The organism is Streptomyces sp. NPDC101191 (genome assembly GCF_044767915.1).
Lineage (GTDB): Bacteria > Actinomycetota > Actinomycetes > Streptomycetales > Streptomycetaceae > Streptomyces.
Window position 1 is genome coordinate 56,503 of record NZ_JBIWOU010000008.1, and the last position, 19,391, is coordinate 75,893.

Here is a 19,391-nt window from a genome sequence, read left to right on the forward strand (position 1 = left end):
GCCGTCCGGGCCGCCTCTTTCGGATCCTGCCGGGCTCGCGAGCGTGCGTGCCAGACCCCGCGAGCCCGGCAGGATCCGAAAGAGGCGGCCTAGTCCCGTTGGTAGCGGGCGAGCACCCGGTTGCCGTCCACCACCAGCCGGCGTCTCAGCTCCTCCGTTCCGATGGCGCCGCTGTAGTACTCCTGGAAGGCGGGCGTGGCGACCTTGTCCTTCCACTCCGGATAGCCGCGCACCGACTGGGCGGGGGCCGGGCGCAGTTGCCGGGCCACGGCCGCGCCGGTGGCCCAGCCGTACGCCGGGGTGTGCAGGGCCGGGTCGGCGAGGGCGGTCGTGGAGGTGGGCAGCATCCAGTCGCCGAGGGCGAGCCGGACCATGTTGCGGGGCTGGAGGAAGAAGTCGAGGAACCTCGCGGCCTCCCGCTTGTGGGGGCTGTCCTCGGCGATGGAGAGGGTCTGCGGGCTGACCCCCTGCGCGAGCCCGCCCGCCCCGGCCGGAGCGGGCAGCACGATCCAGTCGAAGCCCTTGGGCGCCTGCTGCACGATCTGCTGCCGGTACGAGAAGCCCAGCGGGACCATCGCGTACCTGCCCCCGAAGAAGCCGGGCAGCGTGTCGGAGCCGCCGCTGCCGAGGGTGGCCCGGGAGGCGGTGCGGTCGGTCTCGACCATGGCCCGGACCGTGCCGGGGACGACCGCGTCGGCGTCGGTGAAGCGGAGGGTGGTCCTGCCGTCCGCGCCGCGGTGGAAGAGCCGGCCGCCGGCCGACAGGCCCAGGTTGAGCGAGACGGAGACCGGCTCCTTGAGCGGCCAGGCGACGGCGTAGCGCCCCTCCCCCATGCGGGCCGTCAGGTCCCGGGCGATCCGCCGGAACTCCTGCCAGGTCCAGGGGCGTTCGGCGGTCGGGATCCGGACACCGGCGTCGGTGAGGAGCCTACGGTCGGCCATGATCATGCGCGGTTCCTGGAGGAACGGCACGCCGTAGACCCCGTCCCCGAAGGTCGTGGTGCTCCAGCTGTGCGCGGGGATGTCGGCGCGCAGCCGTTCGGGCAGCAGCGTGCGCAGGTCGGCGAGGTAGCCCCCGTAGGCGAAGTCCGCGAGGTCGTCGGAGGCGTCGTGGACGAGGTCGGGCGCCTCGCCGGCCTCGAAGGAGGTGAGCAACTGGTCGTGGACGGAGTCCCAGCTGCCCTGGACGTAGTCGACCTGGATGTCGGGGTGGGCCGCGTTCCACTCCCGTACGAGCTCCTTGTTGGCGTCGACCGACTCCTTCTGCCAGGCGAGCGACTGGAAGCGGAGCCGGATCACTCCGTCGTCGGCCTCGCGCGCGCCGCCGGCGGTGCAGCCGGCGAGCAGCAGCACGAGGGCGGCGAACGGAGCGAGGATCCGCAGGGGACCGAACCGGGCTCGGAGCCCGGCGCGACCGGGCCGGGCGCGCCTCATGACTTCACCGCCCCGGCCAGCATGCCGCCGGTGATCCGCCGCTGGACGATCGCGAAGACGACGAGCGAGGGGAGGGTGGCGAGGAAGGCCGCGGCGGCGAGCGGCCCGAGGTCGGCGGCGCCCTCCGCGCCGAGGAAGTGGGTGAGGACCACGGGCAGCGTCTGTTTCTCCGGGCTCTTCAGGAGGACCAGGGCGAAGAAGAACTCGTTCCACGCGGTGACGAAGGCGAAGAGCGCGGTGGCGACGAGGCCGGGGGCGAGCAGCGGGCCGGTGACGGAGACGAGGGTGCGCAGCCGTCCGGCGCCGTCGACGGCCGCGGCCTCCTCCAGCTCGGCGGGGACGGCCCGGACGTAGCCGGTGAGCATCCACAGCGCGAAGGGCAGCGACCACACCACGTACACGAGGGTCAGGCCGGCCAGGCTGTTGACCAGGTGGAGGTTCTTCAGGACCAGGAAGAGCGGGATGATCAGGAGGACGAACGGGAAGGCCTGGCTGACCACGACCCAGCCGGTCGCCGCGCCGGTGAGCCGGGAGCGGTGGCGGGCGAGGACGTAGGCCATGGGGGTGGCGACGACGACCGCGACGAGGGCGGCGGTGAGCGCCGCGAGCAGGCTGTTCCCGGCGGCTCTCAGCAGGGGCTGCTCGTCGAAGGCCTGCCGGAAGTTGTCGAGGGTGGGGTCCTCCGGGATCCAGGTGGGGTGCAGGGAGCCGAGTTCCGTGGCGGGCTTGAAGGCGGTCGAGACCAGCCACAGGAACGGGAAGGCGAGGAAGACCAGGTACGCGAGGAGTGCCGCGTACTGGCCGGCGCGGGCGGGCCCGCTGGTACGGAAGGCGCTCACCGGCCTCTCCTCACTGTTCCTCCTTGAGCCGGCCGACGAGATACAGGGCGAGGAGCACGGAGACGACGGCGACGAGCACACAGCCCATGGCGGCCGCGTAGCCGAACTGCCCGTAGCGGAAGGCCTCCTCGTAGGCGAAGAGCATGGGGAGCCGGGTGCGGCCGCCCGGTCCGCCGTTGGTCAGCACGTAGACCAGGGCGAAGGAGTTGACGTTCCAGATGAAGTTCAGCGCGGTGATGGCGAGGGCCACCGGGCGCAGCGCGGGCCAGGTGACCGTGCGGAAGCGGCGCCAGGCGCCGGCGCCGTCGAGCGCGGCGGCCTCGTGGAGTTCGCGAGGGGTGTTCTGCACGCCGGCGAGCAGGGCGACCGTGGTCTGCGGCATGCCCGCCCAGACGCCGACCACGATCACGGCGGGCAGGGCGGTGCCGAGGCCGCTGAGCCAGGCCCGCCCGTCGCCGAGGCCGAGGTCGTGGAGGGTCTCGTTGAGGATGCCCGCGTCGGGGTTGTAGACCAGCCGCCACATGATGCCGACGACGACCTCGGGCATGGCCCAGGGGAGGATCGCGAGCGCCCGGGCGAGCCAGCGCAGCCGGAGCCTCTGGTTCAGGAGCAGCGCGAGGCCGAGGGAGAGGAGGAACTGCGGGACGGTGACGCCGACGGCCCACAGCAGGCCGATGCGGAAGGACTCCCAGAACAGGGTGTCGTGCAGCAGGTCCTGGAAGTTCAGGGTGCCGATCCATCGGGTGGCCTGGGTGCGCCCGGACTGGGCGTCGGTGAAGGCCAGTGCGATGCCGTAGAGGAGGGGGCCGACGCTGAGGACCAGGATCGGCAGGAGCGCGGGCAGGACCAGGAACCAGGCACCCAGGTCGCGGCCCGGGCCGCCGGGGGCCCGGCCCGGGGTGGTGCGCGCCGCGGACCGCCTCGGCGCGGTCGTCACACTCACCAATGCTCCCCCTGTGCGCGGTGTGCCACCTTGCCTGGGACCCGGTCATCGTCCTGAGGGGCCGTCGGTTCGTCAAGGTGACCTGCACGGATGCGAGACTTTGGCGAGATCGCACCTACGGTGCGCACCTGCTGTGGGGAGAGAACGATGGACGAGGCCCGGGCCCGGGAGATCCTGGCCGCCGCGGGACTGCGGGCGGCCGACGCGAGCCTGCTCGCTCTGGGCGAGAACGCGGTCTTCGCGCTCGGCGACCTGGTGGTGAAGGTCGGCCGTGACCCCGAACTGCTGCCGCGCGCCGAGCGTGAACTGACCCTCGCCGGCTGGCTGGAATCGGCCGGAGTCCCGGCCGTCCGGGCCGCCGAGGCCGAGCCGCTGGTGGCCGAGGGGCACCCGATCACGCTGTGGCACCGGTTGCCCGCGGCCGTCCGGCCGGCCGAACCCCGCGACCTGGCCCCGCTGCTGCGCCTGATCCACGCCCTGCCCGAGCCGGCCGGCCTCACCCTGCCGCGCCGCGAACTGCTCGGCGGGGTGGAGCGCTGGCTGCGGCTCGCCGGTGACGCGATCGACCCGGCGGACGCGGCCTTCCTGCGGGAGCGCCGCGACTCCTTCGCCCCGGCGGCGGCCGCGCTCACCCCGCACCTCACGCCCGGCCCGATCCACGGCGACGCGCTGCCCCGCAACGTCCACGTCGGCTCCGAGGGACCGGTCCTGGTGGACCTGGAGACCTTCTCCTCCGATCTGCGCGAGCACGACCTCGTGGTGCTGGCCCTGTCCCGGGACCGGTACGGGCTCGACCCGGCCGCCTACGACGCCTTCACCGAGGCCTACGGCTGGGACGTCCGGGAGTGGGAGGGCTGCGCGGTGCTGCGGGGGGCACGGGAGACGGCGAGCTGTGCCTGGGTGGCCCAGCACGCGCCGGTGAACCCGAAGGCGCTCGCCGAGTTCGAGCGGCGGGTGGCCTCGCTGCGGGACGGTGACCCCGAGGTGCGCTGGTACCCCTTCTGACATCATGAGCCCTGTCGAACCGGCCGGTAACGAACGGGGTGTTGGGATGCGGATGGAACTGTCGGACGTCACGCTCGACGTCGATGTGAGCGGCGAGGGACCGGCCGTGCTGCTGGTGCACGGCTTCCCGGACTCGCACGAGCTGTGGCGCCATCAGGTCCCCGCCCTGAACGCGGCCGGCTTCCGGACGATCGCGCCGACCCTGCGCGGCTACGGCGGGTCGGACCGGCCGGAGGGCGGCCCGGAGGCCTACCACCCGGCGAAGCACGTGCGCGACATGCTGGAGCTGCTCGCCCGGCTCGACGTCGACCGCTGCCACGTCGTGGGCCACGACTGGGGCTCCGGGGTGGCACAGGGGCTCGCACAGTTCGCCGCCGAGCGGGTGGCGAGCCTGACGGTGATGTCGGTGGGGGACATCTCCGTGGTCCTGGGGCCGGACGGCTGGCAGGAGCGCCAGCGCATGTGGCACATGACGATGTTCCAGTTCGAGGGGCTCGCCGAGGAGTGGCTGTCCCGTGACGACTTCGCGAACCTGCGCCAGATGCTCACCGGCCACGCCGATCTCGACAAGGTGCTGGAACCCTTGCGGGCGCCCGGCGCCCTGACCGCGGCTCTGAACATCTACCGCGCCGCCCTGCCGATGGAGGTCCAGCTGGGCGTGCCCCCGACGCCGTCGGCCTTCACCGTGCCGGTGATGGGCGTCTGGTCCGCCGACGACCGCTTTCTCACCGAGCGCCAGATGACCGCCATGGCCGCGCGCGTCCCCGGGCGCTGGCGCTACGAGCGGGTCGAGGACGCCGGTCACTGGCTCCAGCTGGACCAGCCGGAGCGGGTCAACGACCTGCTGCTCTCCTTCCTGAAGGAGAACGGCTGACCGGGACGGCTAGGAGGCCACGACGACCGCCGAGCGGACCGGCCACACCGGGTCGACGACCGCGTCCGCGTCGCCCTTGCGGCGCAGGAAGGCCTGGAAGTCCTCGGCCCACTCCCGGTACCAGCCGATCTGGCGCTCGTGCAGCGCGGCCGGGTCGAGGGCGGCGACCGAGGCGTGCCGCTCGGCTATCGCGATCGCGACCCGGACGGCGGCGAGCGCGTCGGCGGCCGCCTGGTGGGCGGCGGTGAGCTCCACCCCGTACTCCGCGCAGACCGCTTCCAGGGTGCGCTTGCCGCGCCGGTAGCGGTCGACGGCCCGGTCGATCGTGTACGGGTCGACGACCGGGCCCAGGCCCCTGCCGCCGAGCCGCTCGTCCAGCGAGGGCAGTCCGTGCCGTCGCAGTTCGGCGGTGAGCAGGGTCAGGTCGAACGAGGCGTTGTACGCCACGACGGGGACGCCCTGGGCCCAGTAGCCGGTCAGGGTCTCGGCGACCTCGTCGGCCACCTCGCGCACCGGGCGTCCCTCGGCGGCCGCGCGCTCGTTGCTGATGCCGTGGATCGCGGACGCCTGCGCGGGGATGCGGATGCCCGGGTCGGCGAGCCAGTCGCGCTGCCGGACCACCCGGCCGCCGTGGACGCCGACGATCGAGGCCGTGACGATACGGGCCTCCAGCGGGTCGGTGCCCGTCGTCTCCAGGTCGAAGCCGACCAGCGGTTCCCCATGCCAAGCCATCGGGTCCTCCTTACGTGATCTCCCCCGTGGTGAGGAAAACCCTCGCACGGCCCACTGACAATCCGGTCCGGGGCGTCAGGAGACCGGCCGGGAGTCGAGCCACACCGACTCGAACTCCTCCCTATATGTGGCGAAAAGTCCGGTTTCACCGTCCCGTTCGAAGCCCTGCCCTGCCCGCACCACGTTCCGTCCGCCGCCACGCAGCACCAGGACCGGGGCCTCCATGCCGCGGGCCTTGCGGAGGTAGGACTGCACGACCCCGACCCCGTCCGGCCCGTCGCCGTCGACCAGGTACGCGGTGAAGCGCGGGGTCTCGTCGAAGACGTGGATCTGGAAGGCACCCGGGTCGCGGAGTTTGGACCGCACCCGGCGCATGTGCAGGATGTTCATCTCGACCGACCGGCTGAGCTCGCCCTTCTTCAGCCCCAGTTCTCGCTCGCGCCGCTTGACGGCGCTGCTGGCCGGATTGAGGAAGAGCAGCCTCGTGCGGCAGCCGGACTCGGCGAGCCGCACCATGCGCCGCCCGGAGAAGTTCTGCACGAGCAGATTGAGACCTATGCCCGTGGCGTCGAGGCGGCGGGCCCCGCCGAACAGGTCCTCGGCCGGGAGCTGCCGCTGCAGCCGGACCCGGTCGGGATGGACCGAGACCACGTCCGCGTACCGGTCGCCGACCAGGTCCTCGACGGCGTCGACCGGCAGCCGCTCGGCCGAGGGCACCCCCGCCCCGCTCCCGAGGATCTCCAGGAGCCGCGCGGAGGCCCGCTCGGACTGGGCGAGCACGGTCAGCGACAGCGCCCGGTTGCGGGAGACGACGTTGCGGGTCACCTCCAGCTCGTCCAGGGCGAGTTCCACCTCGCGCCGGTCGTCGAAGTAGGGCTCGAAGCAGGGCCAGTGCTGGACCATCAGCTCCCGCAGCTGCGGAAGCGTGAGGAAGCTGAGGACGTTGTCGTCGGCCGGGTCGAGGAGATAGCCCTTGCGGCGCGAGACCTCACGGACCGCCACCGCCCGCTGGACCCACTCCTGGCCGGCCGGTCCGGCGGCCGCCACGACCCACTCCTCGCCGTGCACCGGCTCGTAGACCGGCCGCAGCACCGCCGCGACGACGGCCCGCAGCCGCTGCTCGACGAGATTCAGCCAGATGTAGGCGCGGCCGGCCCGCTGGGCCCGGGTGCGCACCTCGCTCCACGCCTCCGCGCCCCACTCCAGCTCGGCACCGATCTCCACCGGCCGTGCGACGGAGACCGCGCCGGGCGGGCCCTCCGCGGGCTCGGCCGGTCCTCCCTCGTGACCCGCCTCGCCCGAGGGCAGCTCCAGACCTCCCGAGCTCACCCGCGCACCGCCTTCTGCTCCCGGACATCCGGTCCGGCCGACTGGAACACCATCTGACAACGATCGGCAACGATCAAGGAAGGGTACTCCGGGAGCGGGAGGCGGTGCAGCAGGATCGACCGGCCGGTTGCTCAACTACCCTGACGCGGCTGCCCGTTCTGGCCGGCGAGATCGGCCGGAGTGAGCGGATTCATAGCGGTTACGTCCCTGGGCGCGAGCTGGAAGCCCTGCCAGTGCACGGGCATCGGCTGCTGGTCCTCGTCCCGGGCGACGTGGTGGAACCCGATGTTGACCCACACGGCCGGGTTGGTCAGCGTCTCGCCGTTGACCCACTTGTCCACGCTGTCGGGGGCGTTGCGTCCGCAGTCGAGGATGTTGTTGCTGGCGAACTGCTCGCAGGCGCGGGCCTGGGTGAAGTAGACGTCGTGCTGGGTGAAGCCCCGGCCCGCGTAGGTGTTGGTGTGGCCGGGAACGATCTCGTACGAGCGGGCGTGGCCGTCCTTGTTCTTGCCGGTCGCGCTCACCACCCGCCACCAGCGCATGTTCCGGGCGTCCCCGGCGAGTTCCCTGGTGACCGGGGTGCGCTTGGTCTTCACGGTGGGGCTGCCGTCGCGGGCCGGCGGGGTGACCGTGGAGTCGTACTGCTCGACGCGGCCCTTGTTGCTGCCGTCGAGGCCGAAGTCCAGCTTCCAGAAGACGTTGTGGGCGTGGCTGGTCGCGTAGTCGCGGGCGCCCTTGCCGATGGGCCAGCCGCGTCCGTCGGTGGCGTTGTAGTCGCCGGGCGACAGGCTGCCGGTGGCGCCGACGTTGGCGGCGATGGCGCCGTCGGAGGAGAAGCGCCACTCGGTGATGTACTCGTACCAGCCGACCTTGTTGACGCTGTAGACGAGCAGGTCCTTGCCCTGGGCCTGCCAGACCTTGGTGCCCTCGTCGTTGGCCATGCGGTAGGCGTGGCCGCGGGCGCGGGTGGTGGTGCACAGGCCCTTGACCTGCCCCACGTCCGGCACCTTCACGGAGGTGATGGTGCCGCCGGGACACTCCCCCGGCTTGAGGTTCTGCAGGCCCCAGCCGAAGCCGGCGCCGGTGAGGTCGTCGTACTCGGCGTTGCCGTCGTCGTACGGGACGTGGATCTGGGCCAGCTTGGCGCTGTTGAGGACCCGGATGGGCGCGGGCTCGCCGGGCGGCTGGTAGGTCACCTTGTCCAGGACCAGCCCGGAGTCGGTGGAGTAGCGCCAGCACATGCGCCACACGGTGCCGCCGTCGAGCTTCTGCTCGATGCGGTACGCGGCGGAGCAGTCGGCGGGCGCGGGGGCCGCCGGGGCGGCCGGGGCGGCGCTGACGGGCGTGGCGCCGCTCGTGGTGGCGACGGTGCCGAACAGGGCGCCGGCGGCGAGGACGGTGCCCGCGGTGCGGGCATGCCGGAGTCGCGGAGAGGTCATGGCGAACGTACTCCCTCGGTACGGACGTGCGGGGTGGGACCGGGCCGGTGGTCAGCCGACGCGGGTGACGCTCCTGGCGCTGAGGTCGACGATCAGGTCGCGGGTGTCGATCCAGGAGCCGTTGCGGATCTTGGTGACGAGCCGGAGGCAGCGGTGCTCGCCGCACTTCCGCAGCTGCGCGGGGACGTTCGCCTCGCGGTAGGTGCGGTAGACGTCGCCGTTGAACCAGAGCTGCCCGGTGGAGGTGAGCTCCTTCCCGGTGGCGTCCTTGTAGTCCTCCTTGACGCCCTTGCCGAGCGGGCTCGCCAGGATGAGGTCCAGGGCCGCGCGCAGTTCCTCGGGGTGGGCGGAGGGCTGCACCCCGCGCTGCGCGCCGGACTGCTCGACCTTGCCGGTGTCGAGGTTGACCGTGCGGGTGACGAGCTCGTCGCGTCCGTAGTCGTAGAGGCGGACGAGGGCGCGGCGCGGTCCGGTGGCCGGCTCCCCGGGGAGCGGATCGGCGAGTTCGGTGCCGAGGCGCTGGGGGCCGCGGCCGCCCTCGGCGTTCCTCCCCCAGCCTCCGGCCGGGGGTGCCCCCAGGGCGGCGCCCGGCGGGGTCAGCGCCAGGGCCTCGGCCCGCTTGAGCTCGTCGTCGGTGAGCGGGTCGGTGCCGATGCCCTTCGCGCCCTCGGGCGGCGCGGAGGCGAGGGTCGCGGGGCCGGGCTCGGGCCCCTCCGTGCGCGGCGCGCCCGGGGACCCCGGGGCCGTGCCGTCGGTGGCGGCGGCGCCGCGCGGCACCTCGTCGGCCCCGGCGCTTCCGGGCAGGGCGACCGCGACGGCGACGGCGGTTCCGGTGATCGCCATGGCCGTGCCCGCCACCACCTTCCCCAAATGGCGGCGCACTATTTCGTACATATTTCCCCCCATTTTTTTCAATTTCCCCCTATTGAGATGAGTGGTCACCCGGTAGGACGGGTCGAAGTCCTAGGAGGTTGCGCCTGTTTCGGGCAGGATCTGGCCGAAGAAACCCCCTTGCCCCCGGATCAGAAGTGGAAGAGTTTCGCCTATGCAGGTCTGGCCGGGACAGGCGTATCCCCTGGGCGCCACCTATGACGGCGCCGGTACCAACTTCGCGGTCTTCTCGGAGGCCGCCCACAGGATCGAGCTGTGTCTGCTCCACGACGACGGCTCGGAGACGGCGGTGGAGCTGCGCGAGACCGACGCGTTCGTGCGGCACGCCTATCTGCCGGGCGTGATGCCCGGCCAGCGCTACGGCTTCCGGGTGCACGGCCCGTACGCGCCGGAGCACGGTCAGCGGTGCAATCCCGCGAAGCTGCTCCTCGACCCGTACGCGCGTGCGATCTCGGGCCGGGTGACGTGGGGAGAGGCGGTGTACGGCTATCCGTTCGGACGGCCGGACGCGCGCAACGACCTCGACTCCGGCCCGCACACGATGACCTCGGTCGTGGTCAACCCGTACTTCGACTGGGGCGACGACCGGCGCCCGCGCACCGAGTACCACCACACGGTGATCTACGAGGCCCACGTGAAGGGCCTGACCATGCTCCACCCGGACCTCCCGGAGGAGCTCCGCGGCACCTACGCGGGGCTCGCCCACCCGTCCGTCATCGGCCACCTGAAGGAACTCGGCGTCACGGCCCTGGAATTGATGCCGGTCCACCAGTTCGTGAACGACCACCGGCTGGCCGACGCGGGGCTGTCCAACTACTGGGGCTACAACACCATCGGCTTCTTCGCCCCACACAACACGTACGCCTCCTGGGGCGACCGCGGACAGCAGGTCCTGGAGTTCAAGTCCGCGGTGCGGGCGCTGCACCAGGCCGGCATCGAGGTGATCCTCGACGTGGTCTACAACCACACCGCCGAGGGCAACCACCTGGGCCCCACGCTCTCCTTCCGCGGCCTGGACAACCCCTCGTACTACCGGCTCGCCGACGACCCCCGCTACTACATGGACACCACCGGCACCGGGAACTCGCTGCTCATGCGGTCCCCGCACGTCCTGCAGATGATCATGGACAGCCTGCGGTACTGGGTCACGGAGATGCACGTCGACGGCTTCCGCTTCGACCTGGCGGCCACCCTGGCCCGCCAGTTCCACGAGGTGGACCGGCTGTCGTCGTTCTTCGACCTGGTGCAGCAGGACCCGGTGGTCAGCCAGGTCAAGCTGATCGCCGAGCCGTGGGACCTGGGCGAGGGCGGCTACCAGGTGGGCAACTTCCCGCCCCAGTGGGCCGAGTGGAACGGCAAGTACCGCGACTGCGTGCGGGACCTGTGGCGCGGCGAGCCGCGCACGCTCGCCGAGTTCGCCTCCCGGCTCACCGGCTCCTCGGACCTCTACCAGGACGACGGGCGCCGCCCGCTCGCCTCGGTCAACTTCGTGACCTGCCACGACGGTTTCACCCTGCACGACCTCGTCTCGTACAACGACAAGCACAACGAGGCCAACGGCGAGGGCAACCGGGACGGCGAGAGCTACAACCGCTCCTGGAACTGCGGCGCCGAGGGCCCCACGGAGGACATCGGGATCCTCGAACTGAGGGCCCGACAGATGCGCAACTTCCTCGCCACGCTGATGCTGTCGCAGGGCGTGCCGATGCTCGCCCACGGCGACGAGTTCGGGCGCACCCAGGGCGGCAACAACAACGCCTACTGCCAGGACAGCGAGGTCGCGTGGGTGCGCTGGCCGAAGTCCGGCAGTGAACCGGAGGCCACGCTGCTGGAGTTCACCCGGGCGATGGTGCGGCTGCGCCGCGAGCACCCGGTGTTCCGGCGGCGCCGCTTCTTCCACGGACGCCCGGTGGAGGGCACTCACGACGAGCTCACCGACATCGCCTGGTTCACACCGCAGGGCGAGGAGATGACGGCCCGCGACTGGCAGGCGGCGCACGCAGGGGCGCTGACGGTCTTCCTCAACGGCAACGCGATCTCCGAGCCGGGCCCGCAGGGCGAGCGGATCACCGACGACTCCTTCCTCCTCATGTTCAACGCCTCCTCGGAGGAGCTGGAGTTCGAGGTGCCCGACAGCCACGGCGAGTGCTGGACGGTGGTCGTGGACACCTCCCACCCGGAGGGCATGCCGCCGCAGCAGGGCCCGAAGGTGGACGCCGGCGAGCGCGTGACCCTCGCCCCGCTCACGCTGACGGTGCTGCGCCGGCCGGCCTGAGGCGGCGGGCGGCGAGGCGGCGGCGGGCGGACTGAGGCGGCGGCCCGCCCGGCACCATCGGCCGGTGGCGGGCGCGGCCCGGCACGGTCGGCCGGTGGCGGGCGACCCTGCACCGTCGGCCGGTGGCGGGCGGCCCGGCACCCGTCGGCCGGTGGCGGGCGACCCCGCACCGTCGGCCGGTGGCGGGCGGCCCGGCACCCGTCGGCCGGTGGCGGGCGACCGGCGACCGGGAGGTCCCGACGGGGCGGCGGGGAGCCATGGCGGGGGCCGCCCCGGCCCCCGGCCGAGCCGCCGCCGGGGTGGGCACGTCCGTTCGGCGGCACTCGTACGAGTGAACCTCCGCCCGGCCACCGCCCAGGTCGGCCGCGGGCCGCACCCGTACGTAACGCGCGCCACACGAACGGACGCGGGCGGCGATGACACAGACACCTCCGCGCGGGGTACGTACGTTCGCATGACGTCCTCCTCGGAACGGGCGCTGCCCACCGCCACCTACCGGCTCCAACTCCGTCCGGAGTTCCCGTTCGGCGCGGCCGAGCGGGCCGTGCCGTACCTCGCCGAACTAGGGATCTCGCACCTCCACCTGTCCCCGGTCCTGGAGGCGGTGCCCGGCTCCTCACACGGCTACGACGTGACCGACCACCGCTCCGTACGGGCCGAGCTGGGCGGCGAGAGCGGGCTCCGCGCGCTCGCCGCCACCGCACGGGCGCACGGCGTCGGCCTGGTCCTGGACCTGGTGCCCAACCACATGGCGGCCTCGCCCCGGCACAACCACGCCCTGCGCGCGGTGCTGCGCGAGGGCCCGGACTCGCCGTACGCCCGCTGGTTCGACGTGGACTGGGCGGCGGGCGACGGGCGGATGCTGCTGCCGGTACTGCCGGCCCGCCTCTCCGAGGTCCGCGAGCGGATGCGGGTCGCCGACGGGGTCCTCACCTTCGACGGACAGGAGTTCCCGCTCCGGGAGGGCACCGAGGAGCTGCCGCTCGACGAGCTGCTCGACGCCCAGTGGTACCGGCTCGGCTGGTGGCGGCTGGCCCGCACCGAGCTCAACTACCGCCGCTTCTTCACCATCTCCGACCTCATCGGGGTGCGGGTCGAGGACCCCGAGGTCTTCGCCGCGACCCACGGGAAGATCCTCGAACTGGTCGCGGACGGGGTCGTGGAGGGGCTGCGGATCGACCATCCGGACGGACTCGCCGACCCGGAGGGCTATCTGGAGCGCCTGGAGGAGGCCACCGGCGGGCGGTGCTGGACGGTGGTGGAGAAGATCCTCACCGGGACCGAGCCCCTGCCCCCGTCCTGGCCGGTGGCCGGCACCACCGGCTACGACGCCCTGCGCCAGGTGGACGGGGTCTTCACCGACCCGGTGGGTGCCGCCGAACTCACGGATGTCTACCGGGAGTTCGTCGGCCGGGCCGGGGACCGCGGCGGCTACTGGGAGGCGACCGCCCGCCGCGCCGCGTACAAGGTGGTGACGCACGAACTGGCCGCCGAGACGACGGCGTTGATGCGGATCGCCGACCGGATCTGCGCCACCGACCCACGGCTGCGCGACCACGCGCCCTGGGCGCTGCACACCGCGATCCGTGAACTCCTCGTCCGGGTGCCGGTGTACCGGTCGTACCGCACCGGCGGCGAGGAGGTGCTCACCCCGGAGGCGGCACGCGGGGCGAAGGCCGCGTTCGCGGTGCCGGAGGAGGCGACGGCGGTGGACACGGTCCGCGACCTGGCACTCGGCCTGTGCGGGGACGGTCCGGAGCACCGGGCGTTCCGGGCCCGCTTCGCCCAGACCTCGTCGGCGCTGCGGGCCAAGTCCGTGGAGGACACGGCCTTCTACCGCTACACCCCGCTGCTCTCGGCGAACGAGGTGGGCGGCGACCCGGGCCGCCCCGCGGTCGCCCCCGACGAGTTCCACGCCTACTGCGCGCGGCTGGCCCGCGACTGGCCGGCCACCGGGACCGTGCTCACCACCCACGACACCAAGCGCAGCGCGGACGTACGGGCCGGGATCGCGGTCCTGGCGCAGTGCCCGCAGCGCTGGGCGGAGCTCCTGGAGGAGGTCTCCGGGGTGCCCGCGCCCGATCCGCACCTGGCGTGGACGGCCTGGCAGACCGCGTTCGGCTTCGGCAGCCCGGACGCCGCGCGGCTCGGGCCCGCGATCCTCAAGTCCGTACGGGAGGCGGGGCTGCACACCAGCTGGACCGAGCCGGACGCCGGGTACGAGCGGGCCGTGGCCGAGTTCGTGGCGGCCGGGCCGGGCCGGATCCCGCTGCGCGGCGCCTCGGAGTCGGCGTTCGCCCTCGAACCCCACATCCGGGCGCAGATCCTCGGCACCGCACTCGTCCAGCTGACGATGCCGGGCGTGCCGGAGCTCTACCAGGGCACCGAGCGGGAGTACCGGGCGCTGGTCGACCCGGACAACCGGGCGCCGTTCGCGGTCGGCGCGGACGACGACAAGACGGCTCTGGTCCGCGCGGCCCTGCGGCTGCGCCGCGCGTACCCGGAGAGCTTCGGCCCCTCGGGCACGTACGCCCCGCTGTCCGCGACCGGCCCGGCCGCCCCGCACTGCCTGGCCTTCGGCCGCGCGGACCGGGTCCTGACGGCCGTCACCCGGCTCTCGCTGCGGCTCGCGGAGGCGGGCGGCTGGCAGGACACCTCGCTCGCGCTGCCGGCGGGCCGCTGGGTCGACGCCCTGGACGGCATCCGGGAGTTCACGGGCGGGCCGGACACCCCGGTGAAGCTGGCGGAGCTGTTCGAGGCGCGTCCGGTGGCGCTGCTGGTGCGGGAGTCCGGCACGTCCGGCGGGGAGCCGCGATGACCGGATGACGGTCACGGGAAGGGGGCGAGTCGGACGGCTCATCGGCGCGGCGTTCGGGCTCGTGTTCGTCCAGGCGGACGTAGGCACCCTGCCGGTCCGCATCGGCACCGCCCTGCGGCCGCCTTCGTGGCCCCGGTCGTCCTCGGTCGGCGCACGGCGGCGGACGGGGCTGCGCCCGGAGACGGGGACGACGGAGGGGCGACGGCCTCAGGGCAGCGCTCCTGGTACGTGGTGGCGGCCGAAGCGCTCGGGCTCATGGCCCGGCTCGTGGTGATCACCCGGGTGTTCCACGCGCCCCAGGCCTCCGTGGGCCGGATCGCCCTCGTCGTCGGGGTGCACTTCTTCGCACTCGCCGCCGTCTGGCGCGGGCCGTCCCTGCACCTGCTCGGCGCGGGCATCGCGGGCTGCGGCGCGGCGGGCCTGGCCCTGGCGGCCGGCGGCGCGTCGGCCTCCCTGATCCGCGTGACGGCCGGCGTCCTGCCCGGCGTGCTGCTGCTCGGCTCGGCGTGGTGCGCCGGACGGCCACGGACCGGCGTGACTCCCACGGTTTGCTAAGGGGGGCGCCGCCCGTGCGGCCGCCGGGAGACCAGGGCCACGTCGAACTGCCGGACGACGGCGCGCCCTTCACCGGGGGACGGCTCGCCGTCGGGGCGGGACGCGCAGGGTCTGCCGTACGACCAGGCGTTCGAGAGTGGAGCGCATGGCGGCGTGGGCGCAGGCGTCCACGCCCGCGGCACACGGATTCCGCCAGGTGCGCGTCCGGCAGGCATAGGTCCGGCGCCAGCGGTTACGCGAGGAGCAGGCGAGTGCAGGCGTTGAAGGGAGAGCGGACATGTCCGAACCGTGGCGACGCGGCGACCGCGCCGGACACACGGCGGCGGCACCCCCGGCCGGCCCCTGGCGGACGACGGGGCGACGGGTCTACGCCGACCTGGAGTTCCCGATCGAGGTGACGTTCTCCTACGATCCCGACGATCCGTGGGCGGTCCGGGTCTCCTTCGGGGAGATCGGCCGCACCGTCGACTGGACGCTCTCGCGCGAGATGCTCCACACCGGGACCCGCGCCTCCTGCGGGGAGGGCGACGTGCAGCTGTGGCCGCTGCGGGCCGGCGGCCGCGCCGGCCGGCTCCGGATCCGCCTCGGTGGTACGGGGGTTCCGGTGATGGTCGACGTCGACCGTGCGGCGCTCCGCCGCTGGCTGTCGACGACCTTCGACACGGTGCCGGCCGGGACCGAGGTGGAGCGGATCGACTGGGCGGCCGAGGCGACGCACATAGGACCGGGGGTCGCTCCGCGGCAGCCGGAGGACTAGGGGGTGTCCCGGGAACTCCCCCGGCGTCCTCCGCCCCTGAGCGGGGCCGGGCCTGCCCAGCGGCCGTGCGGGCCGGGGATCGGGGTGGCCGGGCTCGTCCCCGTACTGCCGTAGTCGGCCGCCGAGTTCGAGGGTCATCCGGTCCACGCTGGAGGTCGACGGCCTGTGCCGCACCCGGAATTCCCGCGCCGTGACGCGGCTCGCCCACCAGTCGCTCAGGACGGCGAGCCCGGCAAGATCCGAAAGAGACGGCCTAGCCGCCCGGCCGGACGATGAGGCTCTGGGGGGCTCTCGTGATCACGCCCGTGCGCTCGGGGCGGAAGCCGTCGGCGAGGCGGAGGCGGGGCATGGCCCGGAAGAGGGCGCGCAGGGCGTACTCGGCCTCCAGGCCGGCCAGGGCGACGGCCGGGCAGAGGCCGCTGCCGTAGGTGAGCTGACCCGGGTCGTCGCGCAGCGGGTCGTAGCGGTCCGGGTCGCGGAAGCGCTCGGGGTCGCGACCCGCGGCGCCGATGAGCAGGGCCACGGGGGCGCCGGAGGGAAGGGTGCCGCCGGAGACCTCGATCTCGCCGTGGGCGCGGCGCATGACGATCTGCACCGGCGGGTCGCGGCGCAGGGACTCGGTCCAGGCGCGGGCGACGAGCCCGGCGGGTGCCTCGCGGAGCGCGGCGACCTGGTCGGGGTCGGCGAGGACGTCGGCGAGGAAGCCGGCCAGGGCCTTCTCGCGGACCGCGATCTGGGCCGTGCACTGCCCGGCGAGCGCCGAGGCGGCCCGGCCGCGGACCAGCCGCATCATGTCCCGGTAGGGGACGCCGACGGCGGCGGCGACGGTGCCGGCGGGCAGCCAGTGGCAGAAGTCCGCGACGAGGTCGGCCCGCGGACGGTCGGCGAGGCGGCGGGCGAGGACGAACGCGGTGCGCTCGGCGACGGACCGCAGTTCCGCCTCGTCCACGTCGGTGTGGGTCTCGGCGCACGGCGGGTCGCCGGGCCGGTGGCCGTGGGTGAAACGGGCGTCGGTGAGCGCACCCGCCACGTCCGCGTACCGGCTGAGCACCCAGGACCGCAGCAGCGGGTCGTAGGTGAGCGGGAACTCCTCGCGGAGCACCCGGTAGGTGCGGTACGGGTCCCGCGTGGCGCCCGGCTCCAGCGGGCTGGGCGCGACCCGGCGGACCGTGCTGTCCGCCCCGGCGGTCGCGGCCCGGCTTCCGGCCGGTGCCATGGCGGGCACCTTGGCCCCGTGGCCGCGCCATGGTGCGCGGTGCGGCGTGTGCTTCGGCTCGTCGCTCATCTGGCCCCCTCGTCGGTCAGCGGCGCGTCTCCCCAGCCCACCACCGGGTGGACCCGGTCGCAGCAGGTATACCGCCGAACGGGTGATTCCAGGAGGTGAAGGTGCGCCACTTCGCAGCGTCGGCGAGAACGACCGGTTCTGGGCGTGAAAGGCCGGTTCGAGGGGGCAGGGCGGTGGTCGCGGTCGTCAGGGGCCCACGGCAGCCGGGCGTGCTGGGCGTGCTGGGCGCCCATGGCGGCCGGCCGCGCAGGGGTCCACGGCGACCGAGGCGGGCAGGCCGGGCGCGTGGGCCGGGCGCATCAGCGGACCGAGCAGGCCGGGCCCCAGGGCGAGCGGGTGCGGAGGCCGCCACCCCTCCCGCCACGCGCCCCCTCGAACACGCAGGCCCGCCACGTCACCCAGCGCGAGCTCACCCGAACACGCAGGCCGGCCACGCCACCCAACGCGCCCGCCCGCCACGCGCTCACCGCGGGCCCGTCGCCGTCAGTTCAGCGAGAGCCGGAACGCCATCTGTCCGAAGGACACCGCGTCCCCCGCTCGTACGACCACCGCGCCCGTGACCCGGCGTCCGTTGACCGTCGTGCCGTTCGTGGACCCCAGGTCCCGCAGTACCCAGAGGCCGCTCTGCAGCGACAGTTCCGCGTGCAGCCGGGAGACCGTCTCGTGGCTGAGCCGCAGACCGTTCACCGGGTCGCGCCCGATCCGCAGCGGATGCGGCCCCGGCTGCGGGAGCAGCAGCTTCGGCAGCCGCTCGGCCTGCCAGGCCCGGCCCAGCTTCGCCGTGAACGCGGACATCCGCTCGACCGCGCTCACCACCTTCCTCGTCCACGTCGACTCGGTCGCGAGGTCGGCGGTGAGCAGCGCGAGTTCGTCGGAGCGGCGGGCGACGAGCGCCCGCTCCATCCGGAAGAGGAAGGTGTCGTGCGACAGACGCCCCTGCGCCGCGCCCTCACGGAGCACCGCGAGCGCGCGCTCCCGCTCGGCATCGGTCAGCCGAGGGGCGTCCGGCGGGTTCGCCGGGAGCTCGTAAGGGGTCGTCACATCCGTGATTGTCGGCCGCAAGGGGCCGGGGTGTCCAGAAGGGCCCCGACAACCCGGGTGCCTCACGGCGTGATCATTGCTACGGTCTGCCCCTTCGACTACCTGGGGGATCCCTGTATGACCGCTGAACCTGCGCTCGTCGTCCGGCCGCTGTCCGGACCGCAGGAGCTGGACCTGTTCAACCGTCTCGACTACGTCCTCGACCACGAGCTCGAGGACGACCTCGCCACCGGCCGCCGCCGCCCGGAGTGGATGTGGGTGGCGCTGCGCGGGGACCGGCTCGTGGGCCGCATCTCCTGGTGGACCTCACGGGCCGGCACCGAGCCGCAGGCCCTGGACTTCCTCGACCTCGATCCGGGGCTTCCGGCCGACGAGGCCGCGGAGACCGGCCGCCGGCTCCTGGAGACCGCCTCGGCGGCGGTCCTCGGCGACGGCACGCGCCCGGAGTACGGGCGCTTCATGCCGGCGGACTGGCGCGAGGTGCCGGAGACCCGCGCGTATCTGGAGACGCTCTTCGGGGTCCTGGAGGCCTCGGGCGCGCGCCCGCTGGTCGAGCGGCTGCGCCTGGAGTGGCAGCCGGGCGCCCCCGTGCCCGAGCCGGGTGACCGCCTGGCCTTCCGGCCGGTCCGGGACCGCGAGGACCTGCTGGCGCTGATGGCCCCGGTGATGGAGGGCACCCTCGACGCCCACGGGCAGGCCGACCTGGCCTCCGGCCTCTCGCCGCGCGAGGCGGCCGAGCAGCACTACGACGAGGAGCTCGCGCACTACGCCACGCCCCGCGAGTGGTGGCGGATCGCCGAGCTGCCGGGGACCGGGGAGCCGGTCGGCTTCGTCGTCCCCGCACGCAACAACTACCACGCGATCATCGCGTACATCGGCGTGCTGCCCGGCCACCGCGGCCGGGGTTACATCGACGACATCCTGGCCGAGGGCACCCGGGTGCTCGCCGCGCAGGACGTGCCGCGGATCCGGGCGGCGACCGACCTCGGCAACGTGCCGATGGCGAAATCCTTCGCCCGGGCCGGTTACGTGAACTTCGAGCGGGCGATCAACTTCGTGTGGGACGTGCCGGGCACGCCGGGCGACTGACTGCCAGGATGGTCCCGTAGCCGTGTCCAGGCGCACGGGCACCGGCTCCAGGATCTGGATCCGGTGCCCACGCGCCCTCGACGAGG

General features: G+C 73.6%; 16 protein-coding genes. 7 read left to right on the top strand and 9 right to left on the bottom strand.

Going from position 1 to position 19,391, the window contains the following annotated elements; translation table 11 throughout:
* Nucleotides 1–89: 89 nt before the first annotated feature.
* Genes ACIRQF_RS28645 through ACIRQF_RS28655 form a run of 3 tightly spaced genes read right to left on the bottom strand, consistent with a single transcriptional unit; the run spans nucleotide 90 to nucleotide 3,209 of the window.
* A complete protein-coding gene (locus tag ACIRQF_RS28645) occupies nucleotides 90–1,433 on the bottom strand; it encodes an ABC transporter substrate-binding protein (RefSeq protein WP_404096220.1) in 1,344 nt (447 codons plus the stop codon).
* The gene (locus ACIRQF_RS28650) at nucleotides 1,430–2,272 is read right to left on the bottom strand and encodes a carbohydrate ABC transporter permease (protein WP_404096223.1); all 843 of its coding nucleotides are present in this window, start codon (nucleotides 2,270–2,272) and stop codon (nucleotides 1,430–1,432) included. The genes ACIRQF_RS28645 and ACIRQF_RS28650 overlap by 4 nt, the downstream gene beginning before the upstream one ends.
* 10 nt (nucleotides 2,273–2,282) lie before the next feature.
* Entirely contained in the window at nucleotides 2,283–3,209 is a 927-nt protein-coding gene (locus tag ACIRQF_RS28655; RefSeq protein WP_404096658.1) for a carbohydrate ABC transporter permease, read from the bottom strand.
* A 153-nt stretch (nucleotides 3,210–3,362) separates the two neighbouring features.
* On the opposite strand from ACIRQF_RS28655, the gene ACIRQF_RS28660 reads away from it, so the two are divergent.
* Nucleotides 3,363–4,220, top strand: coding sequence for a phosphotransferase enzyme family protein (locus tag ACIRQF_RS28660; RefSeq protein WP_404096226.1), 858 nt, complete (start codon nucleotides 3,363–3,365; stop codon nucleotides 4,218–4,220).
* A 46-nt stretch (nucleotides 4,221–4,266) separates the two neighbouring features.
* Nucleotides 4,267–5,094, top strand: coding sequence for an alpha/beta fold hydrolase (locus tag ACIRQF_RS28665; RefSeq protein ID WP_404096229.1), 828 nt, complete (start codon nucleotides 4,267–4,269; stop codon nucleotides 5,092–5,094).
* Between the two features lie 9 nt (nucleotides 5,095–5,103).
* Here the strand turns inward: ACIRQF_RS28665 and ACIRQF_RS28670 are convergent, their stop codons facing one another.
* The 4 genes from ACIRQF_RS28670 to ACIRQF_RS28685 all read right to left on the bottom strand — a co-directional run bounded on the left by ACIRQF_RS28670 (nucleotide 5,104) and on the right by ACIRQF_RS28685 (nucleotide 9,488).
* The gene (locus ACIRQF_RS28670; RefSeq protein WP_404096232.1) at nucleotides 5,104–5,826 is read right to left on the bottom strand and encodes a 3'-5' exonuclease; all 723 of its coding nucleotides are present in this window, start codon (nucleotides 5,824–5,826) and stop codon (nucleotides 5,104–5,106) included.
* Nucleotides 5,827–5,901: 75 nt separating this feature from the next.
* Entirely contained in the window at nucleotides 5,902–7,155 is a 1,254-nt protein-coding gene (locus ACIRQF_RS28675) for an SAV2148 family HEPN domain-containing protein (RefSeq protein WP_382481399.1), read from the bottom strand.
* Between the two features lie 131 nt (nucleotides 7,156–7,286).
* Nucleotides 7,287–8,594 (bottom strand): copper amine oxidase, encoded by a 1,308-nt coding sequence (locus ACIRQF_RS28680; protein WP_404096237.1) that lies wholly within the window; start codon nucleotides 8,592–8,594, stop codon nucleotides 7,287–7,289.
* A gap of 51 nt (nucleotides 8,595–8,645) precedes the next feature.
* Entirely contained in the window at nucleotides 8,646–9,488 is an 843-nt protein-coding gene (locus ACIRQF_RS28685) for a Tat pathway signal sequence domain protein (RefSeq protein ID WP_404096240.1), read from the bottom strand.
* Between the two features lie 151 nt (nucleotides 9,489–9,639).
* Here ACIRQF_RS28685 and glgX point away from each other — a divergent pair, with 151 nt between their 5' ends.
* The 4 genes from glgX (at nucleotide 9,640) to ACIRQF_RS28705 (ending at nucleotide 15,890) form a co-directional block, all read left to right on the top strand.
* A complete protein-coding gene (gene glgX, locus ACIRQF_RS28690) occupies nucleotides 9,640–11,760 on the top strand; it encodes a glycogen debranching protein GlgX (RefSeq protein ID WP_376629049.1) in 2,121 nt (706 codons plus the stop codon).
* A gap of 454 nt (nucleotides 11,761–12,214) precedes the next feature.
* Nucleotides 12,215–14,578 carry a malto-oligosyltrehalose synthase gene (gene treY / locus ACIRQF_RS28695; protein ID WP_404096243.1) on the top strand — a complete coding sequence of 788 codons (2,364 nt, stop codon included), beginning with the start codon at nucleotides 12,215–12,217 and terminating at the stop codon, nucleotides 14,576–14,578.
* Between the two features lie 126 nt (nucleotides 14,579–14,704).
* Nucleotides 14,705–15,133 carry a hypothetical protein gene (locus tag ACIRQF_RS28700; protein WP_404096246.1) on the top strand — a complete coding sequence of 143 codons (429 nt, stop codon included), beginning with the start codon at nucleotides 14,705–14,707 and terminating at the stop codon, nucleotides 15,131–15,133.
* Between the two features lie 277 nt (nucleotides 15,134–15,410).
* Nucleotides 15,411–15,890, top strand: coding sequence for an SsgA family sporulation/cell division regulator (locus ACIRQF_RS28705; protein WP_382481410.1), 480 nt, complete (start codon nucleotides 15,411–15,413; stop codon nucleotides 15,888–15,890).
* Nucleotides 15,891–16,143: 253 nt separating this feature from the next.
* Here ACIRQF_RS28705 and ACIRQF_RS28710 read toward each other — a convergent pair whose 3' ends face one another.
* The gene (locus ACIRQF_RS28710) at nucleotides 16,144–17,175 is read right to left on the bottom strand and encodes a cytochrome P450 (protein ID WP_404096249.1); all 1,032 of its coding nucleotides are present in this window, start codon (nucleotides 17,173–17,175) and stop codon (nucleotides 16,144–16,146) included.
* 483 nt (nucleotides 17,176–17,658) lie between these two features.
* Complete coding sequence (locus ACIRQF_RS28715; RefSeq protein ID WP_376629039.1) at nucleotides 17,659–18,216, bottom strand: FHA domain-containing protein; 558 nt, start codon at nucleotides 18,214–18,216, stop codon at nucleotides 17,659–17,661.
* Between the two features lie 117 nt (nucleotides 18,217–18,333).
* Here ACIRQF_RS28715 and ACIRQF_RS28720 point away from each other — a divergent pair, with 117 nt between their 5' ends.
* Complete coding sequence (locus ACIRQF_RS28720; protein WP_376629037.1) at nucleotides 18,334–19,305, top strand: GNAT family N-acetyltransferase; 972 nt, start codon at nucleotides 18,334–18,336, stop codon at nucleotides 19,303–19,305.
* The last annotated feature ends 86 nt before the right edge of the window (nucleotides 19,306–19,391 follow it).

Coding starts and splice junctions, on each gene's coding strand:
- ACIRQF_RS28645 (WP_404096220.1), bottom strand. CDS start 1,433: ATGAGGCGCGCCCGGCCCGGTCGCGCCGGGCTCCGAGCCCGGTTCGGT.
- ACIRQF_RS28660 (WP_404096226.1), top strand. CDS start 3,363: ATGGACGAGGCCCGGGCCCGGGAGATCCTGGCCGCCGCGGGACTGCGG.
- ACIRQF_RS28665 (WP_404096229.1), top strand. CDS start 4,267: ATGCGGATGGAACTGTCGGACGTCACGCTCGACGTCGATGTGAGCGGC.
- ACIRQF_RS28670 (WP_404096232.1), bottom strand. CDS start 5,826: ATGGCTTGGCATGGGGAACCGCTGGTCGGCTTCGACCTGGAGACGACG.
- ACIRQF_RS28680 (WP_404096237.1), bottom strand. CDS start 8,594: ATGACCTCTCCGCGACTCCGGCATGCCCGCACCGCGGGCACCGTCCTC.
- ACIRQF_RS28685 (WP_404096240.1), bottom strand. CDS start 9,488: ATGTACGAAATAGTGCGCCGCCATTTGGGGAAGGTGGTGGCGGGCACG.
- glgX (WP_376629049.1), top strand. CDS start 9,640: ATGCAGGTCTGGCCGGGACAGGCGTATCCCCTGGGCGCCACCTATGAC.
- treY (WP_404096243.1), top strand. CDS start 12,215: ATGACGTCCTCCTCGGAACGGGCGCTGCCCACCGCCACCTACCGGCTC.
- ACIRQF_RS28705 (WP_382481410.1), top strand. CDS start 15,411: ATGTCCGAACCGTGGCGACGCGGCGACCGCGCCGGACACACGGCGGCG.
- ACIRQF_RS28710 (WP_404096249.1), bottom strand. CDS start 17,175: ATGAGCGACGAGCCGAAGCACACGCCGCACCGCGCACCATGGCGCGGC.
- ACIRQF_RS28720 (WP_376629037.1), top strand. CDS start 18,334: ATGACCGCTGAACCTGCGCTCGTCGTCCGGCCGCTGTCCGGACCGCAG.